The following is a 16,075-nucleotide window of genomic DNA, read 5'->3' as shown; positions in this document are numbered from 1 at the left end:
CCCCGCCCGTCCACGTGCCGCCCCTCGCGCCCCGCGCACCGGCACATGGAGCACACCGGGAACGCCGGCCCGGCCCGCGCCGGGCCGGTGCGGGTCAGGCCTTGTTCTGGGCGGCCCAGAACTCGTCGAACGTGAGCTCGCCGTCACCGTTGCCGTCGTGGGCGTTGATGATGGCCTGCGCCACCGTCTCGGTGACGAACGGGTCGCCCAGCCGCGCCATCGCGCTCTTGTACTCGGCGGCCGTTATCCGGCCGTCGCCGTTCTGGTCGAAGTGCTCGAATGCCTTGCGTGCCGACTCGATGTCCGCCACTGTTCCGCCCCTTCGTTAAGCGTCGTTGACGGAGGTCAGATTAACGGGCGGCGTACCCGGCGGGGCACACCGCCCGGTACGGACAGGCGGGACGGACAGGCGGGACACGCGGGACGGACACGCGGTGCGGACAGCCGCCGGGGACGGTTGCCCGCCGTCCGCGCCGCACGTCAGCGGAAGACGCCGGTGTGGCCGAGCGAGTAGCGGCCGGGCTGCGGGTAGACCGCCAGCCCGTGCGGCCCGCTGCCCACCGGGATCCTGGCCAGCTGCCTGCCGTCCGCCGTGTCGATCGCGTACACCTCGGCGTCGTAGCGCCCCGACAGCCACAGGACCTTGCCGTCGGCGGACACGCCTCCCATGTCCGGGCTGCCGCCGTCGGGGAGGCGCCACTTCTTGGTGAGTTGCTTCTTGGCGAAGTCGAAGACGGATACGGAGCCCTCGTCCCGGTTGGTGATGTACATCTCCCGGGAATCCCGGCTGATGTAGAGCCCGTGGCAGCCCTTGCCGGTGGGCAGCAGCTTCGGGGTGCGGAACGACCCGGCGTCGAGGACCCACACGCCGTGCGCCTTCATGTCGGCGATGTAGAAGGTCCGGCCGTCCGGGGAGAGCTTCACGTCCTGCGGCATGGCGCCCTGCAGAGGCAGCTTCTGCTGTCCGACGACCTTCATCCGCTCCGTGTCGACCTTGAGCAGTTCGCCGGAGAACTCGCAGGAGACGATGAAGAACCGCCCGTCGGCGGAGAAGTCGGCGTGGTTGACCCCCGCGCAGCTCACCGGCACGGCCTTGGCCCGGTCCATGGTCCCCGGATCCCGGAAGACCAGCTCCCGGTCCATCGAGGCCATCACGACGGCGTACTTGCCGTTCGGGGTGAAGTAGAGGTTGTACGGGTCGGACACGTCGACCGTGCGCCCGGTCTTCCCGGTCGCCGGATCGATGGCGGTGAGGCTGTCGCCGAGGTCGTTGTTGACCCAGAGCGTCTTGAGGTCCCAGGAGGGGACGACGTGCTGGGGCTGATCGCCGACGGGGATGGTCTCCACGACCTTGTACGTCGACGGGTCGATCACCGACACGGTGTCGGAGTTGGTGTTGGGTACGTACACCCGCGAGGGGAAGTCCCGTACGGCGGGCGCCAGCCGTCCGGGCCGGTCGGCGGCGTAGATGTCCGCGGGGTCGAGCACGGGCGGCATCCCGGGAAGTCCGGGAGGGGTCGCGGGCCGTGCGGACCTGACCGGCGCGACGGCCGCCTCGGTACGCGAGGAAGCGGCCCCGCCGTCCGCGGGGGACGCGCAGGCGGCGAGTGCGGCGGCCATCAGGCCCGCGAGCAGGGCGGTGGCTGTGGTGGTGCGCGTGGAGGGAAGCATCAGGTCAGCAGCTCCGTCGTGGTCACCGCGCGCAGTCGGCGCCGGTCGATTTCGGTGAGGAGGAGGGGAAGTGCGGCGATGGTGTCCCGGTAACCGAAGTGCAGGCTCACCACCGATCCGTTGCGGAGTTCGCCGGCGACCTTGCGGGTGACGGCAGCGACGCCCGGCGAGGTGAAGTCGAGGGAGTCGACGTCGTAGGACAGGACGTGCGGGTAGCCGGCCCGGCGGGCGAGGTCCTGCACGAGGGGGGTGGCGTACCGGGCGCGGGAGGGCCGGAACCACGTCCCGATGGAGCCGGTGAGCCGGTGCAGGCGCCGGGCGCAGCCGGTGATCTCCTCGTACGCCCGCTTCTCGTCCATGGCGTTGATGTCGAGGTGGCTCTGGGTGTGGTTGCCGAGGTCGTGTCCGCCGTCGAGGATCCTCGGGGCCATCCCGGGGTGTTCGTCGAGCCAGGTGCCGACGGCCAGGACGGTGAGCCGGGCACCGGCCCTCTCGGCCTCGTCCAGGATCGCGCGGGCCAGGGCCGGGTCGCCCTGGCCGTGGAAGGTGAGGGCGACGCGTGGACGGTCCCGAGGTCCGTGCTCGATCTGGCCGGGCCGGCCGGGGAAGCGGTGCGGAGCGGCGGCCGGGCGGCCGGCCCCCTGGGCCTTGCCCGCGGGCGGTGAGGAGGTCCGCGAAGGGACGGCCGGAGCGGGGTGGGAGGCGGGTTCATCCCGCGCGCAGCCCGCGGTGGCGGCGCCTGCCAGGAGGACCCCGGCGGCGGCGCGCAGGGCGCCGCGGCGGGCCACCGGGGTCGTGCGACCGTCCATGGCCACCTCGCGGTCGGTTCGGATGCTGCTGCCGGCTGACCCGAGACACAGTAGGACGCGAAGAGCGGAGGGTATGGATGAACACCTTCCGGGGATGATCAATGAATCATTCGGTGAATCTCATTTCTATGCAAAGAAACCCAGGCGAGTGACCCACTACACCTGCGATCCGTTAAACGAATGACCACTTCTGCGACACTTTATCCGGTTTGCATCTTTGGCACCGGGGTCGCCCGTATGCCATAGTCGATGGAGCGACCTCCTCCGACCCGAGCCGGTCCCCCGAGCGGCCGTGGACACACCCCCCATTCCACGGCCCCCTCAGAAGCCCCCGAAGAGCCGCACCCCGGCCACCGGGGGCTTCTGCGCGTCAGCGGTCCAGCGTGCGCATCTCGAACCAGGTGTTCTTGCCGCGCGGTAGGAGATCGACGCCCCACCGGTCGGAGAGCTTGTCCACGAGGAACAGGCCGCGGCCGCTCACATCCATCTCCCGGACCGGCATCAGGCAGGGCAGCCCGCGCGAGGGGTCGCGCACCTCGACCCTGACCCACCCGCGACGGCGCAGCATGCGCAGCCCGAAGGACCGGGCACCCGTGTGGCGCACCGCGTTGCCCACCAGTTCCGAGACGAGCAGCACACCGTACTCGACGGTCTGCGGGGGCAGGGCCCACTGGCGCTGCAGCACGCAGGAGGTGAGCCGGCGGGCGGTGGCGGCGGACTCGGGCCGGGAGGGCAGCCAGACCTCACCCTCCGACGGGTTACCGAACAACTCCACTACCCGGAAGGGCCGTTCGTCATCAACGGCCGACATCCTGCCTGCCGTCGCCGCACTGCTTCGCGGTCGCGGCTGCTCCACACCCTCCAGGCCCGCCATGCGCACCATCATGGCCGCACCCGATGCCTCCCGGGGTCGTCTCCGGGGAATTGACCCCCCGGAACGAAGCATTCCGGTCTGGTCTTCCGGCATATGCCAGAGGCGGGAGAAACACCTCTACGCCGGTTCCTGCCAGCGGGGACACGGACCTTTGGGGTAATTGCGCGGGGCGTGCGCGTGTGGAACCTCAAGACTGCCTTGTGGTTCCACCGATCCGCTCGCACGGATGAACGCGCGGTCTGTTGTGCGTGACAGACGTACGGTCAGAGGAACTCGGCCTTGCCCGGCCCTTCCTCCACGAAGCTGCGCATGCCGCGCTCCCGGTCCTCGGTGGCGAACAGACCGGCGAACCAGTTCCGTTCGATCGTGAGCCCGGTGTCGATGTCCGTCTCCAGACCGGCGTCCACGGACTCCTTCGCGGCGCGCAGCGCGAGCGCCGGCCCCTTGGCCAGCCGGGCGGCCCAGGCGTGCGCCTGCTCGTACACCTCGGCGGCGGGCACGACACGGTCCACCAGACCGATGGCCAGTGCCTCCTCTGCCCTCACGTGGCGGCCGGTGAAGATGAGGTCCTTGGCCCGGGACGGGCCGACGAGCCGGGCGAGGCGCTGGGTCCCGCCGGCTCCGGGAATCAGGCCGAGCAGGATCTCCGGCTGGCCGAGCTTCGCGTTGTCCGCGGCGATCCGGAAGTCCGCGCAGAGCGCCAGCTCGCAGCCGCCGCCCAGGGCGTAACCGGTGAGGGCGGCGACGACGGGTTTGGGGATGCGCGCCACGGCGGTGAAGGCGTCCTGGAGGGCCTTGGAGCGCACGACCATCGCCGGATGGTCCATCGCCTGCATCTCCTTGATGTCCGCGCCCGCCGCGAACACCTTCTCGCCGCCGTAGAGGATCACCGCACGCACGTCGTCGCGCCGGGCCGCCTCCTCGGCGAGCTCACGCAGCCGGTCCTGGGTGGCGATGTCCAGGGCGTTCATAGGCGGGCGGTCCAGCCGGATCGTCCCGACGCCGTCGCTTACTTCGAGGGTTACGGTCATGGGAGGCAGGTTAGAGGGTCGGCCGCCGACGGCACGGACGGGCCCGGTGCCGTCGTCCACGGCACCGGGCCCGTCCACGCGGAGGGGACCTACGCGGTCCACTCCGACCAGTCCATGTTCCATCCGTTGAGGCCGTTGTCCGGCTGGATCACCTTGTCGTGGCTGTTCTTCACGACCACCACGTCGCCGATCAGCGAGTTGTCGAAGAACCAGGCGGCCGGGGTCGTACCGTCCCAGGCGCCGCGCACGTCCCGCAGGCCCACGCAGCCGTGGCTGGTGTTGGTGGACCCGAAGATGCCGGACGAGCCCCAGTAGTTGCCGTGGATGAAGGTCCCCGAGGTGGACAGGCGCATCGCATGCGGCACGTCCTTGATGTCGTACTCGCCGCCGAAGCCGACCGTGTCGCCGTTCATCCGGGTCACCTTGAGCTTCTCGCTGATGACCATCCGGCCGTTGTACGTGGTCGTCGACGGGGCGCCCGCGGAGATCGGGATGTCCTTGATCTGCTTGCCGTCGCGGACCACCTTCATGCGGTGGGAGCTCGCGTCGACGGTGGAGACCTGGCTGCGGCCGATGGTGAACTTCACGGTCTTGACCTGCTTGCCGTAGACACCCGGCCGGCCCTCGACGCCGTCGAGGTCGAGCCGCACGGTCACCTTCGTGCCCGCCGCCCAGTACTCCTCGGGGCGGAAGTCGAGCCGGTCGTTGCCGAACCAGTGGGGCTCGATCCGTACGGCGGGCTCCGCCGTGACCGTGATCGCCTTCTCCACGTCCTCCGGTGCGGTGATGCCCCGGGTGAAGTGGATCGACACGGGCATGCCGACGCCGACCGTCGAGCCGTCCTCCGGCGTGTACTGCCCGATGAAGGTGTTCTGCGGGACGAGCGTCGTGAACGTGGTGTCCTTCGCCGACTCGCGGCCCTTCGCGTCCTTGGCGACCGCGTGCACCGTGTACTTGGTCGCGGCGGCCAGGTGCCGGTCGGGTGCCCAGCTCAGGCCGTCCGCCGCGATCCGGCCCGCGACCTCGCCGCCCTTGGGGCCGGTGACCTTGACGGTGCTCAGCCTGCCCCGGGAGGCCGACACCTTCAGCGCCCCGCTCGTCGCCACGTCGTCGGCGCCGTCCTTCGGCGCGACGGTCACCACCGCCTGGGAGGCGCCGGTGTCACCGGCCTTCGCGCCCGCGTCCCCGCCGTTCCCGGCGTCCGCGGCAGCCCCGCCCCCGCCGCACGCCGTCACCAGCAACAGCAGCACACCCAGCACGGGTACGAGAAGTCCGGGGGCCCCGCGCCCACGCCGTCCCCCGCTCGCCCCCGCCGATGCCCCCGATATCGGCTGCCCGTTCAATGTGGTCGTCTCCCCTCGCACGGCCTGGCCCCGCCATGGCCCGCACCCCCGCGCGCTGTACACACGCACGGCGCAAGATAATCACACCGCGCCTGGGGAGAACTCCCCCGGAATGTCACCGTTCCGTCCCAAGTGGCGTCCCGCGGCCGCCCGTCGGCCCCGGAGACGGCGCCTCCGGGGCCGTGCGGGTCGGGGAAGGGGTCAGCGCAGTGCGGAGCCCGCCTTCCACGCGGCCCAGCCGAGGTTCCAGCCTCCGAGGCCGTTGTCCGGGGCGACGGTCTTGTCCGCGGAGTTGACGACCTCGACCACATCACCCACGAGGGTCCGTTCGAAGAACCAGCCGGCGGGGGTGTCGGAACTGCCGCCCTTCACGTCCCGCAGGCCGATGCAGCCGTGGCTGGTGTTCTCCGTCCCGAAGATGTCGGGGTCCTCCCAGTAGTTGCCGTGCAAAAAGGTGCCCGACTTGGTCAGCCGGATGGCGTGCGGGACGTCCGCGATGTCGTACTCGCCGCCGAAGCCGACGGTGCGCCCGTCCATCCGGGTGACCTCGTGCCGTTCGGAGACCACCATCTTCCCGTTGTACGTGGTCGTGCTCTCGGCGCCCGCCGTGATGGGCACCGTGGTGACGAGTTCGCCGTCGCGGCTCACCCGCATGGTGTGGTCGCGGACGTCGACGACGGACGTCTGGGACCGGCCCACCCGGAAGGTGATCCTCTTGCGCTGGCTGCCGTACACCCCCGGGGCGCCCTCGACGTCCCGCAGCCCCACGTCGACGGTGACCGCGGTGCCCGGCTCCCAGTACGCGGCCGGGCGGAAGTCGAGGCGGTCCTTGCCGAACCAGTGGCCCGCCACCTCGACCTCGGGTTCCGTGGTGATCCCGATGGCCCTCTCCACCGCGGCGCGGTTGCTCACCGGCCGGTTGAAGTCGAAGGAGATGATCATGCCGGTGCCCACGGTGGACCGGTTCTCCGGCTTGAAGTAGCCGATGAAGCGGTCCTTGGGCACCAGGGTGGTGAAGGTCGTGCTGCGCGCCTCGCGGTGGCCGTCCCCGTCGACGGCGACCGCCTCGACGCTGTACTTGCCCGCGAGGCCCAGCCGGTAGCCCTTCTCCTCGGGAGCCCATGACCGGCCGTTCTCCGCGATCCGGCCCGGCACCTCCTCGTGTTCGGCGTCCTCGGTCCGTGTCACCTTCACCCGTTCGAGCCGTCCGTCGGGGACGGTGACCTCGATCCGGTTGTCCGCGCCGACGTTCGTGGCGCCGTCCTCCGGGACGATGCGGATGGCCTCCCCGGGGGCGCGGTCGTCCCCGAAGAACGACGCCGGCCCGGTGCAGCCCGTCAGCACGGCCAGCACGGTGAACAGTCCTGCCCATGTCAGCACGGCGGCCGTACCCGCCCGTGCTCTCTTCGCTACGTGGTTCACGCTCCCCCAACGACAGGAGCCGCCCGGGGGAAACGTGAGTGCGGGCCCCGCCGTGGGCAGAACAGAGGGGAGGACCACACCGGGAAGGCCGCGGCCGGGACGCCGCACGCCCTTTCGCCGGGTACCGGTCCGACGAGCCGCGGGAGGCCGAGAGGTGTCGAGCACAGCGGAGCAGGAGGAAGCGCCGAGGGCGGCCGGAAGCGTGGTGGCGAGGGAACCGGCCGCACCGAACGGCCCGGAGGGACCACCCGTACGGCCGGGTACCCCGACGCCGCTCGGGGCCCGCTACAGGGTCGGCCCCGACGGGGCGGCGGGCACGAACTTCGCCCTGTGGGCGGGCGGGGCGGAGGCGGTCGAGCTCTGCCTCTTCGACGGCCGGGACCGGGAGACCCGGCTCCCGCTGACCGAGCTCACCCATGAGATCTGGCACGGCTTCGTCCCCGGCGTACAGCCGGGGCAGCGGTACGGCTACCGGGTGCACGGCCGCTGGGACCCCTGGACCGGAGCCCGCTGGAACGCGGCGAAACTGCTCCTCGACCCGTACGCCCGCGCGGTGGACGGCACGTTCACCCTTCCGCCGGAGGTGTACGGCCATGTGAGGGACTGGCCGCAGCAGCACGTCGCCGACACGGTGCGCGACGACCGCGACTCCGCGCCGTTCGTCCCCAAGGGCGTCGTCGTCCACGACGACGACGACTGGGCGGACGACCGCAGGCCCAAGACCCCGTGGGCGGACTCGGTCATCTACGAGCTGCACGTCCGCGGCTTCACCCAGCTCCACCCGGACATCCCCCCGCACCTGCGCGGCACCTACGCCGGACTCGCCCACCCGGCCGCCGTCGGCCACCTCCGGCGTCTCGGTGTGACGGCCGTCGAACTCCTGCCCGTCCACCAGTTCGCGCACGAGGACCACCTGCTGCGGCGCGGACTGCGCAACTACTGGGGCTACAACTCCGTCGGCTACTTCGCCCCGCACGCCGGCTACGCGGCGAACGGCACGGCGGGAGGGCAGGTCGGCGAGTTCAAGAAGATGGTGCGCGCGCTGCACGCCGCAGGCATCGAGGTGATCCTCGACGTGGTCTACAACCACACCGCGGAAGCCGGCGAACTGGGCCCCACGCTCTCCCTGCGGGGCATCGACAACCGCGGCTACTACCGCCTGCAGCCGGACGCCCGCCGCTACGCGGACTACACCGGCTGCGGCAACACGCTGCACGTGGTGCAGCCGCAGGTCCTGCGGCTGATCACGGACTCGCTGCGCTACTGGGTGACGGAGATGGGGGTCGACGGCTTCCGCTTCGACCTCGCGGCGGCCCTCGCCCGCTCGATGCACGACGTCGACATGCTCTCCCCGTTCCTCGCGGTCATCGCCCAGGACCCGGTACTGCGCCGGGTCAAGCTCATCGCCGAACCCTGGGACGTCGGCAACGGCGGTTACCAGGTGGGCGCCTTCCCGCCCCTGTGGACGGAATGGAACGACCACTACCGCGACGCCGTACGGGACTTCTGGCGCGGCGCGCTGCCCGACGTGCGGGACCTCGGCTACCGGCTCACCGGATCGAGCGACCTGTACGCCTGGGGCGGCAGGCGCCCGTACGCCTCCGTCAACTTCGTCACCGCGCACGACGGCTTCACCCTGCGCGACCTCGTCAGCTACACCCACAAGCACAACGAGGCCAACGGTGAGGGCAACCGCGACGGCACCGACGACAACCGCTCCTGGAACTGCGGCGCGGAGGGCGAGAGCGACGACCCAGAGGTGAACGCCCTGCGCCTGCGCCAGCTGCGCAACCTCCTCACCACGCTGCTCCTGTCGACCGGCGTGCCGATGCTGGTCGCGGGCGACGAGATGGGCCGTACACAGGGCGGTAACAACAACGCCTACTGCCAGGACAACGAGGTCGGCTGGCTGGACTGGTCGCTCCTGGAGCAGCCCCGGTGGCGGGGGCTGACCGCACTGACCGCCCGGATGCTGGCCCTGCGCCACGCCCACCCGGTGCTGCGGCGGCGCGCGTTCTTCGCCGGCACCCCCCAGGCCCCGGACGGGCTGCGGGACCTGGCGTGGTTCACCCCGCGGGGGGCGGAGATGACGGAGGCGGACTGGTACGCACCCACGGCGACGCTCGCCCTCTACCTCTCCGGTCGTGACATCCCCGGCCGGGACGCCCACGGCGGGCAGATCACCGACGACAGCTTCCTGGCGGTCCTGCACGCGGCGCACACCCCGTGCGACTTCAGCCTCCCCGGCGCTCCGTGGGCCCGGACGTACGAACTGGTCCTGGACACCTCCCGGGAGGACCAGTCGGCCGCGCCCGGGACGGTGCACCGGGGCGGCACGGCGGTGCGTGTGCCGGAACGGTCGGTGCTGCTGTTCCGGGTCGCCGGGTGACCGGGTGAGGGGGCGTGGTGGTCGACGGGGCGCCCCGGACCCGGCCCGCCGGCCGCCGGCCCGCCCCCGCGAAGCCGGCCCGGGCGACGGTGGGCCGCGCAGGTCCGGCGCACCCCCTCCACCGCAGTGACCGGCAGACCCACGGGCAACGCCTCGGGCGGGAGCGCACGACGTCCACGGTGCCGCCCGGACCCGCATCGGCCGATCGGCTGACGCGGGCGTACGACCCGCTCGCGGTGACCGGAAAACCACGTGAGGGATGTCAGTGGTGAACCATAGGCTCGCTCGTGATGCCCGAAAAATCCGCAGAGCCCACGGACCGGTCCACCGTGCGCTCCCTCCTGCGTCTGTGGCCCTATGTCCGACCCGTTCGGGCGCGCTGGTTCGCCGCCGCTCTCGTGGCGGTGCTGGCGTCGTGTCTCGCCCTGGTGATCCCGCTCGTCCTGAAGTGGATGGTGGACGGCCCGGTCGCCGACCGTGATCCGGGAGGGGTGTGGCTGGGCGCCCTCTACCTGCTGCTCCTGGGACTAGCCGAGGCCGGGCTGTTCGGGCTGCGGCGGTGGCTGGTGGCACGGCCGCTGGCGGGGGTCGAGGCGGCGCTGCGCGCGGACCTGTACCGGCATCTGCAGCGGCTGCCCGTGGCGTTCCACGACCGCTGGCCCTCGGGGCAGTTGCTGTCGCGCGGGACCACCGACCTGATGCTGCTGCGGATGTTCCTGGCCTTCCCCCTGACCTTCCTGCTGGTCAACGCGACGACGATCCTGGTCGGTTTCGTCATCCTGTTCGCCCAGGAGTGGTCCCTCGGGCTGGTGCTGCTGGCCCCTGCGGTACCTCTGATGATCCTCTGCTCCGTCTTCGAGACGAAGTACTCCCTGGTGGCGCGGCAGGCGCAGGACCAGGTCGGCGATCTGACGACGGTCGTCGAGGAGAGCGTGCTGGGCATCCGCGTCGTCAAGGGGTTCGGCCGGCACCGCAGCCAGGCGCGGGCCTTCCACGCGCTCGCCCGGCGGCTGCGGGCCACGGAGCTGGGCAAGGCCCGTCTGCTGGCGGGGATCTGGGCCCTCATCACCGCCCTCCCCGAGCTGGCGATCGGGGCCGCGCTGGTGCTCGGCACGATCGAGGTGGCGGACGGCGGTCTGTCGGCGGGGACGCTCGTCGCCTTCCTGTCGACGGCGCTGGCGCTGCGCTGGCCGGTCGAGTCGATCGGCTTCCTGCTGGCGATGAGCCAGGAGTCCGCGACGGCCGCCGACCGCTTCTTCGAGGTCATGGACGTGGCGCAGGAGCAGGACCCCGAGAGCGCGGGCACCGCTCCGGCGGCCGGTCCGGGGATCGTCTTCGAGAAGGTCGAGTTCCGTTATCCCGACGCGGCGCCCGGCTCCCCGCCCGTGCTGGCCGGGATCGACCTGCACATCCGGCCCGGCGAGACGATGGCCCTGGTGGGGGCGACCGGCTCGGGCAAGACGACACTGACGGCGCTCGTCCCCCGGCTGCACGAGGTCACCGGGGGCCGGATCCTCCTGGACGGGGAGGACATCGCGGGCATGGAACGGTCCCGGCTGCGCGAGCTGGTGTCCGTGGCCTTCGAGGAGCCGACGCTCTTCTCGGCGACCGTCGGGGAGAACGTGCTGATGGGCGCCGAGGACGCGGGCGAGGAGGAGCTGCGCCGGGCCCTGTCGGTCGCGCAGGCCGACTTCGTGTACGACCTTCCCGACGGCGTCGGCACCCAGGTCGGTGAGCAGGGGCTGAGCCTGTCCGGCGGCCAGCGCCAGCGTCTGGCGCTGGCCAGGGCCGTCGTGGGCGGACCGCGTTTCCTGGTGCTCGACGACCCGCTGTCCGCCCTGGACGTGCACACGGAGGCGCTGGTGGAGGCGGCGCTGCGGCGCGTGCTGGAGCGGACGACGGCGGTGGTCGTGGCGCACCGGCCGTCCACGGTGATGCTGGCCGACCGGGTGGCGCTGCTGTCCGGGGGCCGGATCGGTGCGATCGGTACGCATCAGGAACTGCTGCGCGGCAACGCCGAGTACGCCTGGCTGATGTCGGGCGCGGAGGGTGTGCGGGACGCGGAAGGCGCAGACGGCGGCGTGGACCGTGCAGCGGCCGGCGCCGGGGGCGAGGGCGTGGAGGACACGAAGGGCGCCGCGGGCGTGGGAAGCCCGGTGGACGCCGGCGCCCGCGCCGGGGTTTCCACTGCCGAGGAGGGCAGCATCCGATGACCGGTACCACCACCGACGGCCGGGCCGTCGCCGACGAGGACCTGCCGGGAAAGGGGGCGCCCCCGACGTCCGGCGCCGGCGACCCGTTCGACCGGGACGCCCTGCCCGCCCCCCGCGGGGCGACCTGGGCGCTGCTGACCTCGCTGCTGGCCCCGCTGCGCGCCCGGGTCGTCCTGGCCTCCGTGCTCCTGGTCATCCAGCAGGCCGCCGTGCAGGCGGGGCCGCTACTGGTCGCGTACGCCATCGACAGCGGCGTCCCCGCGTTCCGGGACCACGACCACGGGCCGCTGATCGCCGTGGGCGCCGGGTACGCCGTGTGCTCGGCCGGCGCCGGTCTGATGCAGTACGCGTTCATCCGGGCCGCCGCCCGGATCAACCAGGACGTCCTGCTCGATCTGCGCGGCCGGATCTTCCGCCACGCACAGGCGCTGAGTGTGGACTTCCACGAGCGCTACACCTCCGGCCGGCTCATCTCGCGCTCGACCACGGATGTGGAGTCCCTGCGCGAACTGCTCGGCGAGGGGCTGCAGGAGCTCATCGGCGTCGTGCTGTCGTTCGTGTCGATCTCCCTCATGCTGCTCTGGCTCGATCTCGGGATCGGCACGATCGCCGTGGCCTCGTTCGTCCCCCTGTACCTGCTGGTGCGTGCCTACCGGCGCCGCGCGTCCCAGGCCTACTCGGCGCGCTCCTCCGCGATCGCCGCGGTCGTCGTGAAGTTCGCCGAGACGATGAACGGCATCCGCCCCGTGCAGGCCTTCCGCAGGGAGCGTGTCAACGACGCGGACTTCGAGGTGCTCAACCACCGTCACGAGCGGAGGAACGGCGACGCGCTGCTGGAGATGGCGCGTTACGTCGTCGGCTCCCGGCTCGTCGCCAACACGGCGGTGGCCGCGATGGTCCTGTGGGGCGCCTACCGGGTGGCGTCGGGGACGCTGGCGCTCGGGGTGCTGGCGGCGGCCGTGCTGTACCTGCGGCGGTTGTACGACCCGATCGACCGGCTCGCGATGTTCCTCAACTCCTATCAGTCCGCCGCCGCCTCGCTGGAGAAGATCGCGGGACTACTGGCGCAGACGCCCGCCGTTCCCGAGCCCGCCTCCCCGAAGCAGCTGCCCGCCCTGGCCGGTGAACAGCCGGGCCGCGAGGTCGTGTTCGACGGCGTGCGGTTCGCGTACCGGACGGGGGGCGAGGTGCTGCCGCGCTTCGACCTGACCATTCCCGCAGGCCGGACCGTGGCCGTGGTCGGCTCCACGGGCGCGGGGAAGTCGACGCTCGCCAAACTGCTGGCACGCTTCTACGACCCCACCGAGGGCCGGGTCCTGCTGGACGGGACCGACCTGCGCGACCTGGCCACGGCGGAGCTGCGCCGGGGCGTGGTGATGGTGACGCAGGAGGCGTTCCTGTTCTCCGGCACGATTGCCGAGAACATCGCGATCGGCCGCCCGGAGGCGACCCCGGAGGAGATCGAGCACGCGGCCAAGGCCATCGGCGCGCACGACTTCATCAGCGGCCTGCCCGAGGGGTACGACACGGACGTACGCAAGCGGGGCGGCCGGATCTCGGCGGGGCAGCGCCAGCTGGTCGCCTTCGCACGGGCGTTGCTCGCGGATCCGGCGGTGCTGATCCTCGACGAGGCGACGAGCTCGCTGGACATCCCCGGTGAGCGTGCGGTGCAGCGGGCGATGGACACGGTGCTGCACGGCCGGACGGCGGTGGTGATCGCGCACCGGCTGTCGACCGTGGAGATCGCGGACCGGGTGCTGGTGATGGAGAACGGCCGGATCGTCGAGGACGGCACCCCGGCGGAACTCATCGCCGGTACCGGCACGTTCGCCGGACTGCACCGCGCCTGGCGGGAGAGCCTGGCCTGACGCGGTACCTGCGAGTAGGAAACCGGCCGCCGGGAGACGGTACGGAACCGGCCACGGTTCCGTACCGTCTCACCTGGTGGCCTTCGTCCGCTTGCCGTCCACCCGTGCGAACGTCGCGTATTCGAACGCAATCTCAAAGCACCCTGCGCGTTCTGGTCGTGCACCCCTCAGCGGCCCGCCCTACGCCACAGGGATGACACACGGGGAAACGTCCGCTTAACGAACATGACCATTCCGCCAACGGACGAATTCCGGCCATTGTGTTGACGCGGTCCTGACACGCGCCACCTTCTGCTGACACTCTTCCCCCGTTCCGCGCACCGCCTGCTCCGTCCGGCCGACTCACCCAGCCTGCCGGTGACCCCCCTCGCAGAAGGAGTCCGCGTGAGATCCACGCCCAGCCGTCGTGCCACCGCGACCGGCGCTCTGATAGCCGCAGCAGCCCTCCTCGCCGTCGGAGTCCAGAGCGGCGCCTCAGCCGCCCCGGCCGACACCACCTCCGCCGCACCGGCCGCCGCCGCCAAGGGCGCCGACCCGGGCGCGCTCCCCGCGAAGCTCTCCCCCGCCCAGCGCGCCGAACTGCTCCGCGAGGCCGACGCCACCAAGGCGGCCACCGCCAAGGAACTCGGCCTCGGCACCACCGAGAAGCTCGTCGTCCGCGATGTCGTCAAGGACGTCGACGGCACCACGCACACCCGCTACGAGCGCACCCTCGGCGGCCTCCCGGTCCTCGGCGGCGACCTGGTCGTCTCCGAGTCCAAGGCCGGCACCACGGAGGGCGTCACCAAGGCGTCCCGGGCGACCGGCGCGCAGCTCAAGGCGGTCGGCACCACGGCGGACATCGCGCCCGCCACCGCGGAGAAGCAGGCACTGACCACGGCCCGCGCGGACGGTTCCAAGAGCACCGAGGCATCCAAGGCCCCGCGCAAGGTCGTCTGGACGGCGAGCGGCACCCCGCAGCTCGCGTACGAGACCGTGGTCGGCGGCCTCCAGCACGACGGCACCCCGAACGAGCTCCACGTGATCACGGACGCCTCGTCGGGTGCCAAGCTGTACGAGTGGCAGGCCATCGAGACGGGCACCGGCAACACGCAGTACAGCGGCCAGGTCACGCTCGGCACCTCGAGCAGCTCGGGCTCGTACAACCTGACCGACTCCGCGCGCGGCAGCCACAAGACGTACAACCTGAACCGCGGCACCTCGGGCACCGGGACGCTCTTCTCCGGCGCCGACGACATCTGGGGCAACGGCAGCGCGTCGAACACCGAGACGGCCGCCGCCGACGCCCACTACGGGGCCGCGGAGACCTGGGACTTCTACAAGAACGTCATGGGCCGCACCGGCATCAAGGGCGACGGCGTCGGCGCGTACTCCCGCGTCCACTACGGCAACGCCTACGTCAACGCCTTCTGGTCCGACAGCTGCTTCTGCATGACCTACGGCGACGGCAGCGGGAACCTCGCTCCGCTGACCTCGCTCGACGTGGCGGCCCACGAGATGACGCACGGCGTCACCTCCAACACCGCCGGCCTGAACTACAGCGGTGAGTCCGGCGGCCTCAACGAGGCCACCTCGGACATCTTCGCTGCGGGTGTGGAGTTCTACTCCAACACCGCCACCGACCCGGGCGACTACCTGGTCGGCGAGAAGATCGACATCAACGGCGACGGCACCCCGCTGCGCTACATGGACAAGCCGAGCAAGGACGGCGCCTCCAAGGACTCCTGGTACTCGGGTATCGGCTCCGTCGACGTCCACTACTCCTCGGGCCCGGCGAACCACTTCTTCTACCTGCTCTCCGAGGGCAGCGGCGCCAAGACCGTCAACGGGGTGTCCTACAACTCCCCGACGTCCGACGGCCTTCCGGTGACCGGCATCGGCCGGGACAAGGCGCTGCAGATCTGGTTCAAGGCGCTCACCACGAAGTTCACCTCCACCACGAACTACGCGGCGGCCCGCACCGGGACCCTCGCCGTGGCCGGTGAGCTGTACGGCACCACGAGCGCCGAGTACACCGCGGTCGCCAACGCCTGGGCCGGCATCAACGTGGGCACCCGCCCCGGTGGTGGCACCGACCCGGGCGGCACGGTCTTCCAGAACACGACCGTCAAGGCCATCGCCGACAACAGCACCACCAACGTCCCCGTCGTCGTCAGCGGCCGCAGCGGCAACGCGCCGAGCGCCCTCCCGGTCGCCGTCGACATCACCCACACCTACCGCGGTGACCTGGTCCTCGACCTGGTGGCCCCGGACGGTACGGCCTACCGGCTGAAGAACTCCTCGTCCAGCGACTCCGCGGACAACGTGGTGGCGACCTACACGGTCAACGCCTCCTCCGAGGTCGCCAACGGCACCTGGAACCTGCGGATCCAGGACGTGTACTCGGGCGACACCGGCACCTTCAACAGCGTCAAGCTCACCTTCTGAGCACCCGCACCACACGCTGAACACGCGG

11 protein-coding genes are annotated in these 16,075 nt (G+C 71.5%); 4 read left to right on the top strand and 7 right to left on the bottom strand.

All coding sequences use genetic code 11. From position 1 onward, the window contains the following. Positions 1-94 precede the first annotated feature (94 nt). From ACH4VO_RS02520 to ACH4VO_RS02490, 7 genes are all read right to left on the bottom strand, one after another. Positions 95-310 carry an EF-hand domain-containing protein gene (locus ACH4VO_RS02520; protein WP_069170609.1) on the bottom strand — a complete coding sequence of 72 codons (216 nt, stop codon included), beginning with the start codon at positions 308-310 and terminating at the stop codon, positions 95-97. Between the two features lie 170 nt (positions 311-480). Beyond that, positions 481-1,671, bottom strand: a complete 1,191-nt coding sequence (locus ACH4VO_RS02515) for a YncE family protein (protein WP_360984079.1) — start codon at positions 1,669-1,671, stop codon at positions 481-483. Further along, positions 1,671-2,480, bottom strand: coding sequence for a polysaccharide deacetylase family protein (locus tag ACH4VO_RS02510; RefSeq protein ID WP_360984076.1), 810 nt, complete (start codon positions 2,478-2,480; stop codon positions 1,671-1,673). Before ACH4VO_RS02510 ends, ACH4VO_RS02515 begins: the two co-directional genes overlap by 1 nt. Before the next feature lie 370 nt (positions 2,481-2,850). After that, complete coding sequence (locus ACH4VO_RS02505) at positions 2,851-3,366, bottom strand: ATP-binding protein (RefSeq protein ID WP_360984073.1); 516 nt, start codon at positions 3,364-3,366, stop codon at positions 2,851-2,853. Positions 3,367-3,617: 251 nt separating this feature from the next. Beyond that, positions 3,618-4,385, bottom strand: coding sequence for an enoyl-CoA hydratase-related protein (locus ACH4VO_RS02500; RefSeq protein WP_360984070.1), 768 nt, complete (start codon positions 4,383-4,385; stop codon positions 3,618-3,620). Positions 4,386-4,474: 89 nt separating this feature from the next. Then, entirely contained in the window at positions 4,475-5,728 is a 1,254-nt protein-coding gene (locus ACH4VO_RS02495) for an Ig-like domain-containing protein (RefSeq protein WP_360984068.1), read from the bottom strand. A 201-nt stretch (positions 5,729-5,929) separates the two neighbouring features. Next, complete coding sequence (locus ACH4VO_RS02490; RefSeq protein ID WP_360984065.1) at positions 5,930-7,150, bottom strand: Ig-like domain-containing protein; 1,221 nt, start codon at positions 7,148-7,150, stop codon at positions 5,930-5,932. A 154-nt stretch (positions 7,151-7,304) separates the two neighbouring features. On the opposite strand from ACH4VO_RS02490, the gene glgX reads away from it, so the two are divergent. The 4 genes from glgX (at position 7,305) to ACH4VO_RS02470 (ending at position 16,047) form a co-directional block, all read left to right on the top strand. Then, the gene (glgX, locus tag ACH4VO_RS02485; protein ID WP_398440849.1) at positions 7,305-9,539 is read left to right on the top strand and encodes a glycogen debranching protein GlgX; all 2,235 of its coding nucleotides are present in this window, start codon (positions 7,305-7,307) and stop codon (positions 9,537-9,539) included. A gap of 290 nt (positions 9,540-9,829) precedes the next feature. Then, positions 9,830-11,752 carry an ABC transporter ATP-binding protein gene (locus ACH4VO_RS02480; RefSeq protein ID WP_360984062.1) on the top strand — a complete coding sequence of 641 codons (1,923 nt, stop codon included), beginning with the start codon at positions 9,830-9,832 and terminating at the stop codon, positions 11,750-11,752. Next, the gene (locus ACH4VO_RS02475) at positions 11,749-13,620 is read left to right on the top strand and encodes an ABC transporter ATP-binding protein (RefSeq protein WP_360984059.1); all 1,872 of its coding nucleotides are present in this window, start codon (positions 11,749-11,751) and stop codon (positions 13,618-13,620) included. The genes ACH4VO_RS02480 and ACH4VO_RS02475 overlap by 4 nt, the downstream gene beginning before the upstream one ends. Positions 13,621-14,004: 384 nt before the next feature. Next, positions 14,005-16,047: a M4 family metallopeptidase gene (locus ACH4VO_RS02470; RefSeq protein WP_360984057.1), complete on the top strand. Its 2,043-nt coding sequence runs from the start codon at positions 14,005-14,007 to the stop codon at positions 16,045-16,047. The last annotated feature ends 28 nt before the right edge of the window (positions 16,048-16,075 follow it).

The sequence above is a fragment of the Streptomyces sp. NPDC020780 genome, assembly GCF_044334475.1.
Taxonomy (GTDB): domain Bacteria; phylum Actinomycetota; class Actinomycetes; order Streptomycetales; family Streptomycetaceae; genus Streptomyces.
This window is presented reverse-complemented; position numbering and strand designations above follow the sequence as displayed.

What these genes read in the sequence shown, in the direction of transcription:
- ACH4VO_RS02480 (WP_360984062.1), top strand. Translation starts at nt 9,830, where the DNA reads ATGCCCGAAAAATCCGCAGAGCCCACGGACCGGTCCACCGTGCGCTCC.
- ACH4VO_RS02510 (WP_360984076.1), bottom strand. Translation starts at nt 2,480, where the DNA reads ATGGACGGTCGCACGACCCCGGTGGCCCGCCGCGGCGCCCTGCGCGCC.
- ACH4VO_RS02500 (WP_360984070.1), bottom strand. Translation starts at nt 4,385, where the DNA reads ATGACCGTAACCCTCGAAGTAAGCGACGGCGTCGGGACGATCCGGCTG.
- ACH4VO_RS02475 (WP_360984059.1), top strand. Translation starts at nt 11,749, where the DNA reads ATGACCGGTACCACCACCGACGGCCGGGCCGTCGCCGACGAGGACCTG.
- ACH4VO_RS02515 (WP_360984079.1), bottom strand. Translation starts at nt 1,671, where the DNA reads ATGCTTCCCTCCACGCGCACCACCACAGCCACCGCCCTGCTCGCGGGC.
- ACH4VO_RS02505 (WP_360984073.1), bottom strand. Translation starts at nt 3,366, where the DNA reads ATGATGGTGCGCATGGCGGGCCTGGAGGGTGTGGAGCAGCCGCGACCG.